Annotated in this window: 16 protein-coding genes; 3 read left to right on the top strand and 13 right to left on the bottom strand. The window is 48.4% G+C overall.

The genetic code is table 11. From position 1 onward, the window contains the following. Positions 1-9: 9 nt before the first annotated feature. Positions 10-921, bottom strand: coding sequence for a cysteine synthase family protein (locus F4X55_03665; protein MYC40093.1), 912 nt, complete (start codon positions 919-921; stop codon positions 10-12). A gap of 35 nt (positions 922-956) precedes the next feature. Further along, complete coding sequence (locus F4X55_03660; protein ID MYC40092.1) at positions 957-1,142, bottom strand: hypothetical protein; 186 nt, start codon at positions 1,140-1,142, stop codon at positions 957-959. A gap of 120 nt (positions 1,143-1,262) precedes the next feature. Between F4X55_03660 and F4X55_03655 the strand changes: the two genes are divergently transcribed. Then, on the top strand, positions 1,263-3,863 hold the full coding sequence (locus F4X55_03655; protein ID MYC40091.1) for a PBP1A family penicillin-binding protein: 2,601 nt from the start codon (positions 1,263-1,265) through the stop codon (positions 3,861-3,863). 43 nt (positions 3,864-3,906) lie between these two features. Here F4X55_03655 and purU read toward each other — a convergent pair whose 3' ends face one another. From purU to F4X55_03625, 6 genes are all read right to left on the bottom strand, one after another. After that, entirely contained in the window at positions 3,907-4,776 is an 870-nt protein-coding gene (gene purU, locus F4X55_03650) for a formyltetrahydrofolate deformylase (protein ID MYC40090.1), read from the bottom strand. A 68-nt stretch (positions 4,777-4,844) separates the two neighbouring features. Then, positions 4,845-5,636, bottom strand: a complete 792-nt coding sequence (locus F4X55_03645; protein ID MYC40089.1) for an SDR family oxidoreductase — start codon at positions 5,634-5,636, stop codon at positions 4,845-4,847. Between the two features lie 3 nt (positions 5,637-5,639). After that, the gene (locus F4X55_03640; GenBank protein ID MYC40088.1) at positions 5,640-6,002 is read right to left on the bottom strand and encodes a zinc ribbon domain-containing protein; all 363 of its coding nucleotides are present in this window, start codon (positions 6,000-6,002) and stop codon (positions 5,640-5,642) included. Positions 6,003-6,244: 242 nt separating this feature from the next. Continuing rightward, a complete protein-coding gene (locus F4X55_03635) occupies positions 6,245-6,907 on the bottom strand; it encodes a hypothetical protein (protein MYC40087.1) in 663 nt (220 codons plus the stop codon). Then, entirely contained in the window at positions 6,865-8,307 is a 1,443-nt protein-coding gene (locus tag F4X55_03630) for an iron-sulfur cluster-binding protein (GenBank protein MYC40086.1), read from the bottom strand. The genes F4X55_03635 and F4X55_03630 overlap by 43 nt, the downstream gene beginning before the upstream one ends. Beyond that, positions 8,304-9,056, bottom strand: coding sequence for a (Fe-S)-binding protein (locus tag F4X55_03625; protein ID MYC40085.1), 753 nt, complete (start codon positions 9,054-9,056; stop codon positions 8,304-8,306). The genes F4X55_03630 and F4X55_03625 overlap by 4 nt, the downstream gene beginning before the upstream one ends. A 172-nt stretch (positions 9,057-9,228) precedes the next feature. Between F4X55_03625 and F4X55_03620 the strand changes: the two genes are divergently transcribed. Continuing rightward, the gene (locus F4X55_03620) at positions 9,229-9,570 is read left to right on the top strand and encodes a histidine triad nucleotide-binding protein (protein MYC40084.1); all 342 of its coding nucleotides are present in this window, start codon (positions 9,229-9,231) and stop codon (positions 9,568-9,570) included. Positions 9,571-9,608: 38 nt separating this feature from the next. Here the strand turns inward: F4X55_03620 and ileS are convergent, their stop codons facing one another. The 3 genes from ileS to F4X55_03605 all read right to left on the bottom strand — a co-directional run bounded on the left by ileS (position 9,609) and on the right by F4X55_03605 (position 14,292). Continuing rightward, positions 9,609-12,428 carry an isoleucine--tRNA ligase gene (ileS, locus tag F4X55_03615; protein MYC40083.1) on the bottom strand — a complete coding sequence of 940 codons (2,820 nt, stop codon included), beginning with the start codon at positions 12,426-12,428 and terminating at the stop codon, positions 9,609-9,611. 79 nt (positions 12,429-12,507) lie between these two features. Further along, positions 12,508-12,843 carry a hypothetical protein gene (locus tag F4X55_03610; protein ID MYC40082.1) on the bottom strand — a complete coding sequence of 112 codons (336 nt, stop codon included), beginning with the start codon at positions 12,841-12,843 and terminating at the stop codon, positions 12,508-12,510. 111 nt (positions 12,844-12,954) lie between these two features. Continuing rightward, the gene (locus F4X55_03605) at positions 12,955-14,292 is read right to left on the bottom strand and encodes a hypothetical protein (GenBank protein MYC40081.1); all 1,338 of its coding nucleotides are present in this window, start codon (positions 14,290-14,292) and stop codon (positions 12,955-12,957) included. 252 nt (positions 14,293-14,544) lie between these two features. Here F4X55_03605 and F4X55_03600 point away from each other — a divergent pair, with 252 nt between their 5' ends. After that, positions 14,545-15,414: a DUF547 domain-containing protein gene (locus tag F4X55_03600; protein MYC40080.1), complete on the top strand. Its 870-nt coding sequence runs from the start codon at positions 14,545-14,547 to the stop codon at positions 15,412-15,414. Between the two features lie 220 nt (positions 15,415-15,634). Here the strand turns inward: F4X55_03600 and F4X55_03595 are convergent, their stop codons facing one another. Together F4X55_03595 and F4X55_03590 are read right to left on the bottom strand one after the other, a co-directional pair. Continuing rightward, positions 15,635-16,519: a hypothetical protein gene (locus tag F4X55_03595; GenBank protein ID MYC40079.1), complete on the bottom strand. Its 885-nt coding sequence runs from the start codon at positions 16,517-16,519 to the stop codon at positions 15,635-15,637. A gap of 29 nt (positions 16,520-16,548) precedes the next feature. Further along, positions 16,549-16,845: a hypothetical protein gene (locus F4X55_03590; protein ID MYC40078.1), complete on the bottom strand. Its 297-nt coding sequence runs from the start codon at positions 16,843-16,845 to the stop codon at positions 16,549-16,551. Positions 16,846-16,911: the final 66 nt, after the last annotated feature.

Raw genomic sequence — 16,911 nt, 5'->3', positions numbered from 1 at the left:
TACAAAATCCTAATCGTAAAGATCGGTCCCCAGGTACATTTCTCCGCTGTCACAGAAAGTTACCAGTACCTGGCTTCCTTCCTCAAGCTCCTCTGAAATCCCTAGGGCCGCGTAAAGGCAGGCTCCGGAGGATATTCCGACCAGTATGCCTTCCTCAGAAGCAAGCGCTCTGGCGCACTGGCGGGCATTCTCCGTGGAGACCGGATAAATTCTGTCGATTACCCCGGGGTCAAGCTTCTCGGGTATAAACCCGGGCGATATGCCGCAGATGCCGTGGGAACCTTCCTTTCCCTCGGAGAGGGTGGGGCATTCGGCGGGTTCGACCACCACTACGCTTAGCCGGGGATAAATTTTTTTTAGTTCGGAACCCACTCCCATTACCGTTCCTCCGCTTCCGACCCCGCACACAAACGCATCGAGACGGCCCAGCATCTGGTTTTCTATCTCCCTTGCGGTCTCCTCCTGGTGAATAGTGATGTCCGCGGTGTTTTTGAACTGGTTAAAAAAATAGAAGTCGGGGTTTTCGCGCTCAAGTTCCCGGGCTTTTTCTACCGACCCGCGAAGTCCGCGGTCCGCGGCGGTGAGAATCACCTGCCCCTTAAAGGCTTTTATCAGCTGTATTTTGTCTTCCGCCGTGTCCTCGGGCATCACAACGGCGAGATCGTATCCGTTTGTCTTGCAGCAAAGGGCGAGTCCTATCGCGGTGTTGCCGCTTGATGCTTCGATTATGGTCGTTTTTCCGGGCTCTACCAGATTTTCGCGTTCCGCTCGCCTTAGCATGGCGATGCACGCCCTGTCCTTTATGCTGCCCGCGGGGTTTAAGTTCTCAAGCTTCGCCCATATTGTCGAGCGGCTGTTTTTCGGGACGCTTTTGAGCTTTATTGCCGGAGTGTTGCCGATGCAGTCAATCAGGTTTGTCATTTGCGTGCTCTTCGCGCGGCCCTCGCCGCGCCCGGTCAGTCCACGAGAAAAGGAATTATATCTTTTAGTACGCTGCCGTCTTTGCTTTTGATCTCGGCCAGTATCTCTTTTATCTGCTCCCACGTCACGTCTTCTTTTCTCATCTCGTTTTTGAGCTTGAGCAGAAGCACTTTTATTTCCTGGTCCGTAACGTCTTTTATGTATGAGCTGAGGTCGGCCATCGTTTCATTTTCCAAAGAGTGCGTAATTGATTAATTGTCGATTAAGATAACCCAAAAAGATTTTTTAAGGTAACCTTTTTTCAAGTTGATTTCCATCGGAATTATATACTCTCAGCACAGATGAATTTGAATAGAGGGATCAATCTGGCGGGCAAAGACCCGAGCAAATTTCTCCGTTCCCGTTTCTTGATGCCTGCGGTGTTTCTGTCTGCTTGCGTGATCGGGATTATGGCGGTCTACATCTATTTCTCAAAAGATCTCCCCGATCTGCGGGATCTCACGAGATATCAGCCCGTTATTCTAAACGAATTCTACTCGTCCGAAGGGGAGCTCATAGCGCAGTCGGGGCTTGAAAGAAGGGCGCTTGTCAATCTCGAGAGCATACCTTCTTACCTTGTAAACGCCTTTATAGCAGTAGAGGACAGAAGGTTTTACCAGCACAGCGGGGTGGACGCTAAAAGCGTTGTGAGGGCCCTTTATCAGAACCTGGTTACGGGAAGAATCGTTTCCGGGGGGAGCACTATTACGCAGCAGATAACCAAAAACCTCATTCTGGGTCCCCAGAAGGCCTACACCAGAAAGATAAAAGAGGCGATTCTCTCTTACAGGATAGAGAGGAATCTCTCCAAAGACGAAATACTGTATCTCTACCTGAACCACATATACCTTGCCGACGGCGTATACGGAGTCGAGATGGCGAGCCGGAACTACTTCGGAAAATCGGCAAGGGACATAAACATAGCCGAGGCGTGTCTTCTGGCCGGAATCCCGCGAAGGCCGGAGCAGTATTCGCCGAGAACCAATCTCTCAAATGCGCTTAAAAGGCAGAAAACCGTAATAAACATAATGCGGGAGCAGGAATTCATAACCCCCCGCCAGCAGCGCGAGGCTCTGGCCTATAAGATAAAAGTCATTCCGAAACAGGAACCTAGGGGGGAATACATAGCGCCTTATTTTATTGAATACGTAAGGGAGTATCTTGAGAAAAGAGTCGGGCGCAAGGCTTACGAGAAGGGCGGCTACAAGGTTTACACCACGCTTGACATGGATCTCAATCTTGCCGCCTACAGGGCTGTTCGAAGAGGGATACGCAACCTTGAGAAAAGACAGGGCAGAACCAGGTTCACCATCGCCAGGCTCAGAACGGCCGAGAAGATCGAGGAATTTAAAAAGCAGCAGAAAAACCTTGTTCTCCAGAACGGCAAAACCTACAGGGCCGTTGTCACGGTCATAGGAGACATAGACGAGAGAACTTCTTTTGCGACTGTTGAAGTCGGCGGCAAAAAACGAAAATTCAGTTACATAGTCGATTCCGAGCGGTATCTTCCGCCCCCGGAGGGCAGGTACCTTCTTCCCGAGAAGCTGCATATAGGGGATGTCGTGAAGGTAAGGGTGTTTATGAGCGGGGAAAAAGTGGCGGACATAGTTCCCCTGTTTCGCCCACGGGTCCAGGGAGCCTTGCTTTCCATGGACACAAGGGGCAACGTCATTTCGATGGTAGGCGGATATGACTTTGGACTCTCGAAATTCAACCGGGCGACCCAGGCGAAGAGGCAGCCGGGTTCCGCTTTTAAGCCTTTTCTCTACTCGGCGGCTATAGACAAGGGATATACGCAGACAAGCAAGCTTCTTGACGTGCCGATTATCGTGGATGACTGGATTCCCGAGAATTACGATGAGGAATACATGGGATCGATTTTCTTCAGGGAATCTCTTGTTAACTCAAGGAATCTTTCCTCAATAAGGCTGATTATGGACATAGACCCTGAATACGTCGCGGGTTATTCTAGGCACTTCGGGTTTAAATCCAGAATCGGTCCTTATCCGTCGCTTGCTCTGGGAAGTTCCGAGGTGACTCTTCTGGAACTTACTACCGCGTATTCTGTTTTCGCAAATTCAGGAATATACAGACAGCCGAATTTCATACTCAGGATTTATGACAGAAACGGAAGCCTAATCGAGGATAACACGGGAGAGGTATACCTGCGGTATGAGAAGAAACTGAAACAGAAAAAAGAGAAAAAGGGTGGCGATGCGTCGGGGGAATGGGATTACCGGGAACGGGTCTCGCCCGAATCCCAGGAGGGCAGGCTGCAGTTTCTAGGCCTGTTCGCCGAGGAACAGAGGGACTTCCTTACCTCTGAAGAGTTCCGGTTTCTCATCAAGAAAGTACCCATTCATTACTTCGGTGAAGCAGGGGGCTTTGACAGGGTTATAAGTCCCGAGACAGCTTATATAATGACGGACATAATGAAGGCGGTTATCAGCGAGGGAACAGGACTGCTTTCCAATCCGCTTAACTCCAAGGCCAGAATCGCGGGCAAGACCGGTACCACGAATGATTACACGGACGCGTGGTTCATAGGATACAGTCCCATGGTCGTAACCGGGGTGTGGGTCGGCAAGGACGATAACACATCGCTTGGAGACAAGGAGTCCGGTTCTTTGGCCGCTGTCCCGGTCTGGAAAGAGTTTATGAGCAAGGCGCTTGATAAATACAATGACCGCACGGAATTTGAGGTCCCATCCGGTGTAAGGATTATGAACACCCCTCTGGGGAAGATTCCTTACAAGGTCAAAGCAACCATGTCCAAGGATGAAGTGCTCAGCGGGTTAAGAATGATGGTTGGATCTCAGGAAGAGAAGACGGGAGAGTTAGAGGATTACGATTACAAGATAGATTCTCTTTTCAGGGGCGATGAGGAAGATGGCGATGAATGATGGGCGGAAGGTCAGGTAAAAATTAAAACCAGCAGTCTGTAGTTCATTTATTGAACATTATTGTTCTGTTTTTGTATATCAGAATTTCTCTGTTGATGTGAGACCAGATTGCTTTTGAAAGAACCTGCTTCTCCAGATCCTCTCCCTTTCTCACCAAGTCGTCTATGGAATCGTTGTAGTTTACCCGTATTACATCCTGCTCTATTATGGGTCCGGAATCCAGATCCTCGGTTACGTAATGGCTCGTTGCTCCAACGATCTTAACGCCTCTTTTGTAGGCGTTGTGGTAGGGACGCGCTCCGGGAAAGGCGGGAAGGAAGGAATGGTGAATGTTGATTATCCTGTTTTTGTAGTGTGAAACAAAATCCTCGCTAAGTATCTGCATGTACCTGGCAAGCACTATGAAATCCACTTTATAGTCTGCGAGAAGTTCAAGCTGGCTGGCTTCCACTTCCTCTTTCTTATTTTCCACATCGTTGAACACATAATAATCCATGCCGTAGCGGTCAGCAACAGGTTTGAGGTTAAGATGATTGCTTATAATGACGGGAACTTCCACATTCCACTCCCTGACTCTTAACCTGTATATGATATCGGAGAGACAATGTGGGAGTTTTGAGACAAAAACCGCCATGCGCAGCACTTTCCCGGTGAAGAATATGTCGAATTTTATGTCGAATTCTGAAGCTACTTCCTCTTGGAAACGTCCGGAGAATTCCTCTTTGGGAATGGAAAATTTCTCCATTGACCACTTTACACGGACAAAGGTGACCTTTTCGTCTTTGTCCATGCAGTGCTGCATTTCATATATGTTACCGCCATGCCTGGATATGAAGTCGATTATTGCGCGGAGAAGACCCGGGCGGTCGGGAGAATGCGTAAGCAGTACTGCTTGTTCAGAGCTTTCTGGCATGATTAGGACCAACCTCTTGTAATGAAAATGCCATTATACCTTAAAAAACAATATAGTCCTACAAGTTTTTAAAACAGCCCCCTCAACAATCCTCCATCAACCTGGATAGTAGTTCCTGTCATGTAACTTGCTTTCTCAGAAGCGAGAAAGCAGGCTAGGGCGGCCAGTTCTTCAGGGGTTCCTATTCTTTGCAGAGGAATGTCCTTTTCCATCTCCTCTATGGCTTTTTCGTATTCAATGCCCGACTGCGCGGCCCGTTTTTCCGCAAGAGCCTTTATTCTGTCCGTATAGATTCTTCCGGGACAGATGTTGTTCACCAAGATGTTGTATTTTGCGAGTTCGTTTGAAAGGGTTTTCGAGAAGCCTATAAGCCCGGCACGGGAAGTGTTTGAGAGCATCAGCCCATCTATCGGTTGTTTAACGGCTATTGAGGTTATGTTTACTATTCTTCCCCAGTTCTGCTTTTTCATCAGAGGAACTACTTTCTTCGCCATATGAATGCCGCTTAGGAGGTTAAGTTCCAAGGCGTTTTGCCAATCGGGGGACTCAAAATCTTCGAAAAAGCCGAAAGGGGGTCCTCCGGCGTTGTTTATGAGAATATCAATTCCGCCAAGTGTTTTTACCGTGTCTTCTATTACACGGTCGATCTGTTCTTTGCTCGTTACATCGGCCGCGGAGGCAAAGACATCCACCGGAAAACGGGTTCTTATTTCGGAAGCCGTACGCTCTATATCGTCTTCTGAGCGCGAAAATATGGAGAGATTTACTCCTTCATCTGCAAGAGCGGCGGCTATTGCCTTTCCGATTCCCTTGCTGGACGCCGCCACCAAGGCGACTTTTCCCTTTATACCGAGGTCCATAAGCTATTTTTTCTTTTGCTTTGACTTTGCTTTTTTCGTATCGGACTTTATCGAGTCATATGTCTGACTGGAACCTGAAACAGCAGCTTGTTCCGTTGGAAGAACGGGACTCTCGGAAGAAGCGGCAGGAGAGGTGGCTTCTCCTCCAGTATCGTGATCTTTTAACTGCTTGGGTTCTGATACTTTTTTCTTTCCGTAATCGGTTTCATACCAACCCGAGCCTTTCAGATGAAAAGCGGAAACAGAGATGAGTCTTTTAAGTTTTCCTCCGCATTCCTCGCACTTTCTTGCAGGTTTGTCGTTAAAGCCCTGCAGGATCTCGAAGACGCCTTCACACTTTTGGCATTGATATTCGTAAATAGGCATGGCTTATAAAACCCCCATATTTCCAGAAAATCATCCGGACATATGAGAAAAAATCAAGCACAGTGGCAAAATAGGGCGCTTATCAGCTAGCTTCCCGAGATTTGCCCATAGATTTATATAAGTTTACATAATATACATTATCGGACATTGAATATTTTTGTTGAATGGCTCGGGATAGAGGATCATTTAGGGGATATTTAACAATAATCAAAGGCAGTTAGAGATAAAAGCTGATAGGTTTTTTAGACAATTATAACTATTGCTCTTCCTGGGCCATGAACTCCCAATGTGAGGTTAAGCTCTATATCAGCTGTCCTACTCGGTCCGGTTATAAAAGAAATACATGAACACAATTCATCATAACTTTCATAAAATTTCCCCAACCTCTCGAACAGAACGTGGATATTCGCGACAATGTTTTCTCTCTCAAGTATCGCAATATGTACGGGAGGCAGAAGCGAAGTAAGTCTTGGCTGCTTGGGACCTGACAGCAGAACCAGTGTTCCAGTCTCGGCAATAGCGAAATCAACTCCAGTTATCCCTACATCCGTATTCGCAAGATCGTTTTCAGAGGTAAATTCAAGTGATTTCAGGGGGTTCATGTTCCAGAAGGACACCGACTGGGCACCAATCTCGCGGATAAGTTCGTTTATTTTCTCAATCAGTTCCTCTTCTTCCTCGAGTAGATGAACTTCACCGGATACCATATTGAAATTCTCTATAAAATCGTTTTCTAACTTCTTTTGATCAATGGATAACTTGGGATTTAAAAAGACTCCCTCTGCGCTCTCGCTGATCTTTTCTTCTTCTATTAATGTAGAACGTAAGTTCTCTAGTATAAGTGCCTTGGATTCTTTAGAAATCATCTTAATGCTCCGTTTTTGCCATGATATTTCTCTTTCCATCTTGCTCTGAAGGGTTTTTTCGAGAAAGCGGGGAAGTTTTTTTCTCTAGTCCACTTTGAAAAAGGATATGGAAGTCTCTGTAATTCATTGTCTTTTTTGTAGAGACGTTGTAGGAAGATCATCGTTTTCCCCGTAAGATTGTAGTAAAATGGCTTACTGAAGACGAAACTCCAGATCCGAAAGGCAATATTCTCCATAAATGTTGCAGGATCCGGTTTTTTGCTGTTTTTCTCTACCACTTTTTGCCTAAGAGAGAGAAGAACATGGGGAAAATCGATTTTTACCGGGCATACGTCCCTACACGCTCCGCAAAGAGAAGATGCAAACGGCAGGTCTGCGGTTTTTTGTAGATCGTTTAATTGGGGAGTTATCACGGCCCCTATTGGTCCTGAATACACCCATCCGTAGCTATGCCCTCCAACTTGTCTGTATACCGGGCATATATTGATGCAGGCTCCGCATCTTATGCAGTAGAGCGATTCTCTGGTCTCCCTTGATTTTGCTATGTCGCTTCTTCCGTTATCAAGGAAGACTATGTGAAACTGCCGGGGACCGTCGCTCTCCCCTTCCCTCCTCGGGCCTGTTATAAGAGAAACATAGGTGGAGGATTTCTGGCCAGTGGCGCTTCTCGCCAGTAGGCTGAGAAAAATAGAGAGTTGCTCAAACTTAGGGACTATCTTTTCTATTCCCATGATAGCAACGTGTATATCGGGAAACGTGGTTGCTAGTCTGGCGTTACCCTCGTTTTCCACTATCGCTATGGTTCCTGTTTCGGCCACGGCGAAATTAACCCCGGAAATACCCATATCGGCCGAGAGGAACTTCTCTCTCAGTTCTTTTCTTGCTATGTTGGTAAGTTTCTGTGGCTCTTCATATTCAGGCACCCCGAATTTCTCGGAGAAAAGCTTTGAGATGTCTTCTTTGGTCTTGTGGATTGCCGGGGTGATTATGTGAAAAGGATGATCTTCACAAAGCTGCACTATGTACTCCCCGAGGTCTGTTTCCACCGTATTTATCCCGTTTGATATGAGGTGTCTGTTGAGCTCTATCTCCTCGGTGGCCATCGATTTGCTTTTGACGACGTTTCGGACGTTGTTTTCTTTGGCTATATTGACCACTATTGCGGAAGCCTCCTGGGCGTCTTTTGCCCAGTGCACCTTGCCACCCGCCCTCATAACGCTTTTTTCAAGTTCCAGAAGATAGCTGTCTAGGTTTTTGATTACTTCTTCTTTTATCCGCCTGGCTTCGGACCTGAGCTCTTCCCACTCGGAAACCCCGCTTACCGCTTTTTGTCTGGAGGCTCTTGATCTGTCGGTGAAATTTACAAGAGCCCTCTTCAGCTTAGGATCCCCGAGGGCCTTCACAGAGTTTTTCTTGAAATCTATGCGTTCCGTAATCATTTGGGACCCTCAAAAGCGAGAAGCTCGGCCAGATGAAGCACTTTTACGGGCAGTTTTTTCCTGGAAACAAGTCCCCTTATGTTCATAAGACACCCCATGTCGGTTGAAACGACGGCATCCGCACCTGAATTTGTTATTGAGTCTATTTTTTCCTGAAGCATGGACTTTGATACTTCCGGATATTTAATGGAAAAAGTTCCCCCAAAACCGCAGCAGGCGTCCGCCATAGTCATTTCAACCAGTTCAACCTCACTTAGGGACTTGATAAGTTCCCGGGGCTGGGAGCTTATTCCGAGTTCTCGAAGCGCGTGGCATGAATCGTGAAACGTAACCCTACCCCTGTATGCGGAGTCAAAGCTAAGATCTTCTTTCCTCTGGAAAACAAATTCGGAGAACTCATAGATGTTGGATGATATTCTTTCCGCGCGGGACAGAGCTTCGGGGTCGTCGTGGAAAAGTTCCTTGTAATAGTTTTTTACCATGGACACGCAGGAACCTGAGGGACAGACAATTGCTTCATCCGCATCGCCGAAGACATCAAGGAAATGATGAGCGACTTTCTCGGCTTCTTGTCTGTGACCGGAGTTAAACGCAGGCTGTCCGCAGCATGTCTGGTTTTGCGGAAACTCAATTTCCATTCCCATGCCTGAGAGGACTCTCAGCATCGCTTCTCCCACTTCGGGAAAAAAATTGTCTACTAGACAGCTTATGAAAAGATGGATTTTCTTTTTTCTCTCGGATGAGCTCATGTCTATATAAGATAACTCCAACCCGTCGGATTTCTACAATTCGCCATCAGTCTTCCGGCAAATGACCTTGCGTTCTGTGAACGGATCTCTGCTCTACCATGCGGTTTTAATAATGGAAACCCCGGGTAGAGATTTTTGACATCACAAAGGAGTTAATGGACAATCAGAAAGCATGAGCACAATTTTCACACAGATAATAAATCGAGAAATTCCAGCCGATATAGTGTACGAGGACCAGATCTGTCTGGCCTTCAGAGATATAAACCCCCAGGCTCCCGTTCATGTCCTTTTGATACCGAAAAAGGAAATAGTTTCAATGGCGACTGTTGAGACCGAGGATCAGTCGGTCTTGGGCCATCTTATGGTCAAGGCTTCGGAAATAGCTTCGACTCTGGGGCTTAGCGAGGGTGGATATAGGCTTGTCGTGAACACAAACGAGGACGCGGGACAGAGCGTCTTTCATCTGCATATACATATTCTTGGCGGAAGAAAACTCACTTGGCCTCCGGGATAGTTTGGTACTATAGAAACTGTTATGAACTAAAGACCGGCCTAAAGTCCAAGTGCCGAGGCATCCCTTTCACTGAGGAATCTTCCGTTTGACCTTTTCTTCACGGTTTTTCCCCTCTTCCAGGATCGCTCGCATCTTGGTTCTTCCGAAAGATCCACCAATTCCACCTGGATTCCGTCTCCAGCCGAGACTTCGAACCTGCTTACTCCGCAAAGGTCTTCGAGTTCCGGTTCGAACTTCTTTATTTCGTCGTAGAGATCTTCCTTGACCGTTACCGCAAGGGCTACATCAAGGGGATTGTTCATGCCGCCCTCCCCTCGCGCATCCTCAAGGGCTTTGAGGCACAGTTTCCTTATATCCATTACGTCATTCCAGGTTTTGTCAGCCTCGACTTTCTCAACGCTTGGGAACGTTTCGAGGTGTACGTTTACGTCGCCGTCTTTTTTCAGCGATTTATAGGCTTCAAACGAAGTGTGGACCAGAACGGGAGCCAGAAACTTTATGATCCCGTCGGCTACCTGGTACATGACCGTCTGGGAGCGCTTTCTTTTCCTGCTGTCCTTTTTCTCGCAGTAAAGCCTGTCTTTTATGCACGCCAGATAAACGGCGCTCATCTCGTCACAGCAAAAAGAAAAAATAAGGTCGCTTGCTTGCTTGTAGCGAAAACCCGAGTAGGCATCCAAGGCTTCGCTCGCAAATTTGGTAAACTCGCAATGCGCCCAGTGATCAATCGAGTATCTGTCTTCCTCTTCGAACTCAACACTGTCCTCTGCCGGATCAAAATCACTTAAGTTCCCGAGCAGGAACCTTATGGTATTCCTTATCTTTCTGTATTCGTCCGCGGCGACGTCGAAAAACTCCCAGTCGACCTTTATATCGTTTGAGTAGCTAAGCGAACTTACCCACCACCTGCATATGTCCGCCCCGTATTTGCTCAGTATATCTTCGACCTCGATTGCGTTGCCTCCAGATTTGCTCATCTTTCTGCCCCGGGCGTCCACCATAAACCCATGGGTAAAGAGAGCACGGAAAGGAGGCTCTCCGGTTGCTCCTAAAGCTACGAGAAGGGAGGACTGGAACCATCCCCTGTGCTGGTCAGAACCTTCAAGGTACATATCAGCCGGATAACCAAGATCCCTTGCGTTAAGCACGGAGTTCCAGGACGAGCCCGACTCAAACCATACGTCAAAAACATCGCCGCCTTTAAAAAGATCCTTTAAGTCCTGCTTTGATTTGAGCCAGGGAGGAGTTTCGGGATCGTCTTGGGGGTCGTAGTTTTCAAGAAGTTCGTGGGGCTCGGAGAAAAACCACACGTCAGAACCTTTTTCTCTTATTTTCTCGGTAACGGCGAGAACCATTTTCACCGTCATTACCGCCCTTCCCTCTCCGTCCGTAAAGTACGGAAGAGGAAGTCCCCATGATCTTTGTCTTGATATGCACCAGTCCGGTCTTGACTCAAGCATTCCGCCGAGACGGCTTCTTCCCCAGTCGGGATAGAAATCAACATTTTCCCTGACTGCGTCAATGGCGATCTCTCTCAGGGTTTTTCCGGCCTCGCCAAATGGCTTGTCCATGTGTATGAACCACTGGTCTGTTGCCCTGAATATAGTAGGCGTTTTGCTTCGCCAGTCATGCGGATAACTGTGGATATAGGGTTCTGAATGAAAGAGGTTTCCCGAATCGGCGAGTCTCTGGGTTATTATTTCATTGCTTTCCCAGACCCCCCTCCCCTTCAGCCAGTGCGGTACCGTATCGTCAAAAGTACCGTCTTCTCTAACGGGACAGTAAATATCAAGCCCTTCCCTGAGGCCGGTTCTGTAATCCTCATCGCCGTGGCCGGGGGCCGTATGAACACACCCCGTGCCGGTCGAGAAGGTCACGTAATCGGCCGTTACCAAGACCGATTTTCTGTCAATAAAGGGATGAAGGCAAGAGACGCTTCGCTCTGAGAACTCTTCCCCCAGGCAGGAACCGGCTTTTTCGTAATCTTTTTTTCCGGATTTCTCGAAGACTTCTTCGCAAAGAGCTTCGCCGATAATGAGGTTCTGACCATCTGAGAACCTGTAAAGACCGTATCTTCCCTTCGGCGCCACGGCAACGGCAAGATTCGCCGGAAGGGTCCATGGCGTCGTGGTCCATATCATAAGATGGACTTTGTCCATCCGCTCAGCGTTAAGAGACGGGGGAAGTGCCGATAGGTCTTCAATTTCAAACAGCACGTAGATACTTTTATCCTCTCTTTCATGATATTCGAGTTCTGCCTCGGCCAGAGCGGTGCGGTTCTCGATCGACCAGTGAACTGGTTTCAGGTCCCTGTAAACAAGCCCTTTTTCAAGCAGCTGTGAGAATGCCTCTAGAACCCCAGCTTCATAACTGGGGGTCATCGTCAGGTAGGGTCTTTTGTAATCGGCCAGTGTGCCGAGACGAATCATTTGCTTTGACTGTGTTTTTACGTATTTCGCCGCGTATTTACTGCAGTTGCGCCTGATTGAAAGTGCCGGCATGGTGGCCGCGTCTTCTCCAAGCTCCTTCAAGACCTTGTGTTCTATCGGAAGGCCGTGGCAATCCCATCCTGGAACGAATTCCACGTCAAACCCTTCCATTGTTTTCGACCTTACCACGAGATCCTTGAGAACCTTGTTCAGCAGGTGCCCGAGATGAATGGGGCCGTTTGCGTAAGGGGGTCCGTCATGAAAAAGAAATTTTTCGCTGCTGCGGTTTTTTTCGCGGATTTTCGCAAAGAGGTTTTCTTTCTGCCAGGATTTCTGAATGGCAGGTTCTTTTTGCTGCAGATTAGCCTTCATCGGAAAATCCGTTCTAGGAAGGTTAAGGGTGTCTTTGTAGTTTATCTTTTGCTGCATTTTATTTGCTAGAAATGGCTGCGGTTGCGGCTAGGTCTGGGAGTCCGGTATTTTTGGTCAGGCCGTCTCTCACGGATTATCATATGTCGTCGAAGAAAGATTCGAATTCTTCAAGCAGGGCATTTGAAAACTCCACCCATTCTTCCCATTCATCCATGTAGTCCCTTGATTCATCAACTTTTTTCTTGACGATTATTCCGTTGTTGAAGTTTTCCACAAGAAAATACCCGACTTTTTGGAGTTTTTTTTCAAGTATTGAGGAATACTGGTGAAGAATTAGTATTTTCTCTTCTTGAGCTTCCCTGTATTCTGCGATGAAATAGCCGTTATTCTGGGGTGAAGGCATATCCATTGTTACATGCTTGAACATTGTTGGATTTATGTTCTCAGCCTTCATTGATATGTAGAGCTCCATTCTTACCTCCGCCGAAGAAGAATTTTACAATATTTTTCAAATAATTTCTTGGAGTAAGATTCAGTGCTTGTCGATGACGAGCTCAAGGTTACGAGTTGAACTTAAATAAACCTAAAATTTGCTTGTCCCGTGTTTATGTCTTTGGTTTAACCTCCGGTGCCGTAACACGTCATAGCCCAGCGCCAGCAGAATGGGGGTGAACTCAAGCGGGCGCACCCATACCGGCTGCTGGTACGGCCCCATGGTGTAGTCGTTAAGGTTAAGCCCGGTTATATAGCTCGCAAGTACCGCAAGCGATGCCGTCCACGCCCAGGCGGTTGGGAAAACAGCGGCAAAGGGAAGAAGCCACAGCAGGTACCATGGATTGATAACCGTCGATACCGCTAGAAGCGCTCCGTAGAGCAAGTCACCCCGGGGTATCCGCTCGCCGCTTTTACGGTAGTGGATGCCGTAAGATATCCATAAAGCGGCAAACCCAAGGCCGAGCACGAGTTTGCTCTCAACCGTCCCCAGAACAGCTGAGAGGAGGCCGAAGAGCGCGGAATTGAACTCCCACTCCCGGGCAAAAACCGCAAACGATTGCATATCGGTTCCGCCGCTTAAGACAAAAGGCGCATAAAGCCCCAAGAACACGGCCGCCGACAGCATCCAATACCTCGGTGCGGCACGAAGAAGCAGCAGGGGGACAAGAAGTAGCGCGAACACCTTGGTCGCGGCGGCCATTCCAAGGCAAATGGATGCGGTTTTCCATCGGGATTTTCTTGAGAGAACAATCGCTGCCAGAAGAAAGCATACCCCTACTCCGTCGGGATGAGCGGTAAAGGCTATCTCCTTTACGACAAGTGGACACCACGCGTAGAGCATGACATTTCCGGCGGATGTCAGGCGGAAAAGCAGAGCTATGGTCGCAAGGTCAAATACTATGAGAATTGCCTGGAGCGCCGTCACGCTTCCCGGAGATAGGTAATAGCCTAGAAGGAAGACAAACTGGGTCACTGGGGCGTAGATGGTCGCCAACCCGGGGTTGTTTATCTGATCAAGAATCCCCTGAAACAGCTTCGGAACCGCGGGGTCGGCGAAAAAAGCTTCGGGGGCAATACCGTAAGGAGTGCCGGCCGTCGCGAAGCGGTAGCCGTCCCAGAGATACCTGTAGAAGTCATCCTCAAAAAAAGGTCCGCCCAGAAGGCCGCAGAACCTGAATACCGCCGCCCAGAGAAAAATGCGGCCGACCGGGAATCGCTCCCCCCGGCGGGAAATATAAAAATAGAGAAAAAACACCGGAAGCCCCGCGCAAGCCGCTGTAAGAAAGAACAAGGACAAAGCAGGTTCTCCGGGCTGGCGGGCGAAAAAGGCCAGAGCGCAGTAGGCGGCGGCGCACCATAATCCGGTTATGTCAGTCAGGCGGCGAGCAGCGGCCGAAGACCCGGCGTTTCCATTAAGAGCAGGCATCTCGGTTCAGAAATAACGCCAGTTATCTGGAGTCATTGCGTTGTCGGCAATTTTCAGAATTATTGCGTGCCCGATGAAGCTTTCTTTTCAATCTGCGAGATAAACCGGTTCCGCCAGGGGAAACAACAGAACAAGCCATCAAGAGATCTGGGTAACTTTTAATTCTCAAGGGTGGTGTTAGCATTAGGATTAATAATACACAATCCGCTTTTTTATTGTTTGCCCAGATTGCCTAATAGAGAGGACGCAAGGATGATAATCCAAAAAACCGCGAAACACGCAACCGCCGGAGGGGTTTTTGTTTTTATTCTCGTTGTTTCGGCCGTTTTATTTCTTTTTACATCTCCTGCTTCGGCTAAAACCAAGTCGGTTTCGTTCTGGGACGCAGCGAATGAGTCAAACCCGAAAAAGATTGACCACAGTGCCTGGCAACAGCTCCTTGACGGGTATCTGCGGGCTCACAGCGCGGGAATAAACAAGTTTGACTACGCGGCGCTCAAGAAAAACGCCAGGGACGGGGCGAAGCTTGAAAGCTATCTTGACTACCTGCAGAAGATTGACCCCAGGGATTATTCGAGGGCCGAGCAGAAAGCATACTGGATTAACTTCTACAACGCCCTTACGGTGAAAGTTGTTGCGGATGCCTTTCCCGTTAAGTCCATACTCGAAATATGCGAAGATCGAGTTTCCGGTTCGCAATGCTCGGGTCCGTGGAAGGAAGTACGCGCAAAAGTAGCGGGACAGGGTCTCACTCTTGACAACATAGAAAACGACATCCTCCGTCCCATCTGGAAGGACAACCTCATCCACTACGGGGTCAGTTGCGCGAGCTATGGATGTCCGAATCTTCTTCAGGTGGCTTTTACCCGAGAAAACACTCAGAAACTGCTAAACGCCGCGGCGCGGGAGTACGTGAATCACCCACGCGGGGTGAGCTTCATGGAAGACGATCTGATTGTTATCTCGAGCATCTACGATTGGTATTCGGAGGATTTCGGTAAAAGCAAGCAGAACATAATTCGACATCTTGTGAGCTATGCCGATGAGGGTCTGGCAAAAGAACTTCGGAAATTCAAAGGAACGATGGATTATGAATACGACTGGAGTCTTAACTGCCCCTGACTTGAAAGTTTCCTCCCACAGAATTAATTCAATAAATTTCCGTCAGCGAAGAGAACCGCATGAATGCAATCTGCATGGATAGTTCCGACAATCCGTTTCCCGTGGCGTAAAAAAACTCCGGTCATGCCGGACGGAAACCACCTAGTGTCCCGTCCGGCATGCCGGAACTGATTCAAATTGAAGAGAAGTCAGCTTACATCTGCTCTCCAGATCAGTCGCCTCAGAAAGAATAACCGAGAGAAACGGCGAAAATGTTAAATTCTGCTGTGTTGCGACCGGAAATAACCCTCGCGTATGAACCGCTTATGCTCGCGCTGTCACTCACTAGGAAAGTGAGCGTCGAACCGATGGTGTGAATGTCTTCTTCTACCAGCCAGAACCTCTTTCGATTTGGAACACCATCTATGTTAAACCCGGTACCGCCGAGATCAATTCCATCCGTTGCGTTCTCCATCGTGTAGTTAAGGCTTACCCCGAACATGTCCGCAAGAATAAGGCTTCCGGTAACGTTGGCGAAAACAACGTCCGGAATGTCTTTATTGAGCAGACGGTAACCAAGTTCGCCGGATACGGCGAAATTATCAGAGAGAAACCTGCCGACGATTCCCGACACCTCAACTCCGTCTCCCCCGTCGCCGATCGAGTTTATGTAACCCGTGTCGTAGCTTCCGGCCTTTATTCCCCCAAGGCGGACGGCTATGCTCGGGGCCGACTGGGTTACCGCTTCATCAACCAGACGAAGGGTTACGCCGGCTTTCACATCCGTTATGCCGCTTTCATCGTCAGACTCCTTCGGTCCAGTTCCGACTTTTGAAGCCTGGGATCCTCCCACAGCCAGATCAAGGGCCAATGAGTCCATAAGGCCGTACTTGACTTGGACCGTAGCGGTTTTCTGGATAAGGTGGTTACCATCCCCAAGAGCACCCCCATTGGGAGCTGCCTTGCTGCCACTCCAGTATTTTTCAGCGTTCTGGTAAATCAGGGAGAGGGAGACGGAGCCTCCTCCCGGTGCCGGAAGCCAGGCGGAGTTGCCCGCGTTGGCAAGCGGCAGGTAGCCGAAAACCGCAATAAGTCCAGAAATTGCAATCAAACTTAATTTTCTCATAATCATCTCTCCTTTTTTTCTGTATGGAATCAGAGTTTGTAGCGGCGGTTTAGATACTCGCTTACAAGCTCCTTCTCTTCATTGCTGAGGTCCTGCATTTCTCCAAGGCTTTCTTTGAGGTCCATGGCGCTTTCCTTGTTCAGGTCGCCCTTCTGCATTGAACAGGTATCGCAGACAAGCTTGCTGAACGTTATCGCCTTTCCCTTGGCGTAATCGCTTCTGGAACTCGCTCCACTCCCCGCGGAGGCGGAACCGGATGCGAAAGCCGGAACGTTAATGAGCAGCATTGCCACCGCAATAAGAAATAAAACGGTAAAGTATTTCATTAGGTCTTCCTCCTTTTAAAAAGTTGGAAAACAATTGTAACAATTGGTTATAACAAATACAATTAT

The sequence above is a fragment of the Candidatus Dadabacteria bacterium genome (genome assembly GCA_009840385.1).
GTDB lineage: Bacteria > Desulfobacterota_D > UBA1144 > Nemesobacterales > Nemesobacteraceae > Nemesobacter > Nemesobacter australis.
The sequence above is the reverse complement of the archived record's forward strand: the minus strand, read 5'-3'. Positions and strand labels throughout refer to the sequence as shown.

What these genes read in the sequence shown, in the direction of transcription:
- F4X55_03665 (MYC40093.1), bottom strand. Translation starts at nt 921, where the DNA reads ATGACAAACCTGATTGACTGCATCGGCAACACTCCGGCAATAAAGCTC.
- F4X55_03660 (MYC40092.1), bottom strand. Translation starts at nt 1,142, where the DNA reads ATGGCCGACCTCAGCTCATACATAAAAGACGTTACGGACCAGGAAATA.
- F4X55_03655 (MYC40091.1), top strand. Translation starts at nt 1,263, where the DNA reads ATGAATTTGAATAGAGGGATCAATCTGGCGGGCAAAGACCCGAGCAAA.
- purU (MYC40090.1), bottom strand. Translation starts at nt 4,776, where the DNA reads ATGCCAGAAAGCTCTGAACAAGCAGTACTGCTTACGCATTCTCCCGAC.
- F4X55_03645 (MYC40089.1), bottom strand. Translation starts at nt 5,636, where the DNA reads ATGGACCTCGGTATAAAGGGAAAAGTCGCCTTGGTGGCGGCGTCCAGC.
- F4X55_03640 (MYC40088.1), bottom strand. Translation starts at nt 6,002, where the DNA reads ATGCCTATTTACGAATATCAATGCCAAAAGTGTGAAGGCGTCTTCGAG.
- F4X55_03635 (MYC40087.1), bottom strand. Translation starts at nt 6,907, where the DNA reads ATGGAAAGAGAAATATCATGGCAAAAACGGAGCATTAAGATGATTTCT.
- F4X55_03630 (MYC40086.1), bottom strand. Translation starts at nt 8,307, where the DNA reads ATGATTACGGAACGCATAGATTTCAAGAAAAACTCTGTGAAGGCCCTC.
- F4X55_03625 (MYC40085.1), bottom strand. Translation starts at nt 9,056, where the DNA reads ATGAGCTCATCCGAGAGAAAAAAGAAAATCCATCTTTTCATAAGCTGT.
- F4X55_03620 (MYC40084.1), top strand. Translation starts at nt 9,229, where the DNA reads ATGAGCACAATTTTCACACAGATAATAAATCGAGAAATTCCAGCCGAT.
- ileS (MYC40083.1), bottom strand. Translation starts at nt 12,428, where the DNA reads ATGCAGCAAAAGATAAACTACAAAGACACCCTTAACCTTCCTAGAACG.
- F4X55_03610 (MYC40082.1), bottom strand. Translation starts at nt 12,843, where the DNA reads ATGGAGCTCTACATATCAATGAAGGCTGAGAACATAAATCCAACAATG.
- F4X55_03605 (MYC40081.1), bottom strand. Translation starts at nt 14,292, where the DNA reads ATGCCTGCTCTTAATGGAAACGCCGGGTCTTCGGCCGCTGCTCGCCGC.
- F4X55_03600 (MYC40080.1), top strand. Translation starts at nt 14,545, where the DNA reads ATGATAATCCAAAAAACCGCGAAACACGCAACCGCCGGAGGGGTTTTT.
- F4X55_03595 (MYC40079.1), bottom strand. Translation starts at nt 16,519, where the DNA reads ATGAGAAAATTAAGTTTGATTGCAATTTCTGGACTTATTGCGGTTTTC.
- F4X55_03590 (MYC40078.1), bottom strand. Translation starts at nt 16,845, where the DNA reads ATGAAATACTTTACCGTTTTATTTCTTATTGCGGTGGCAATGCTGCTC.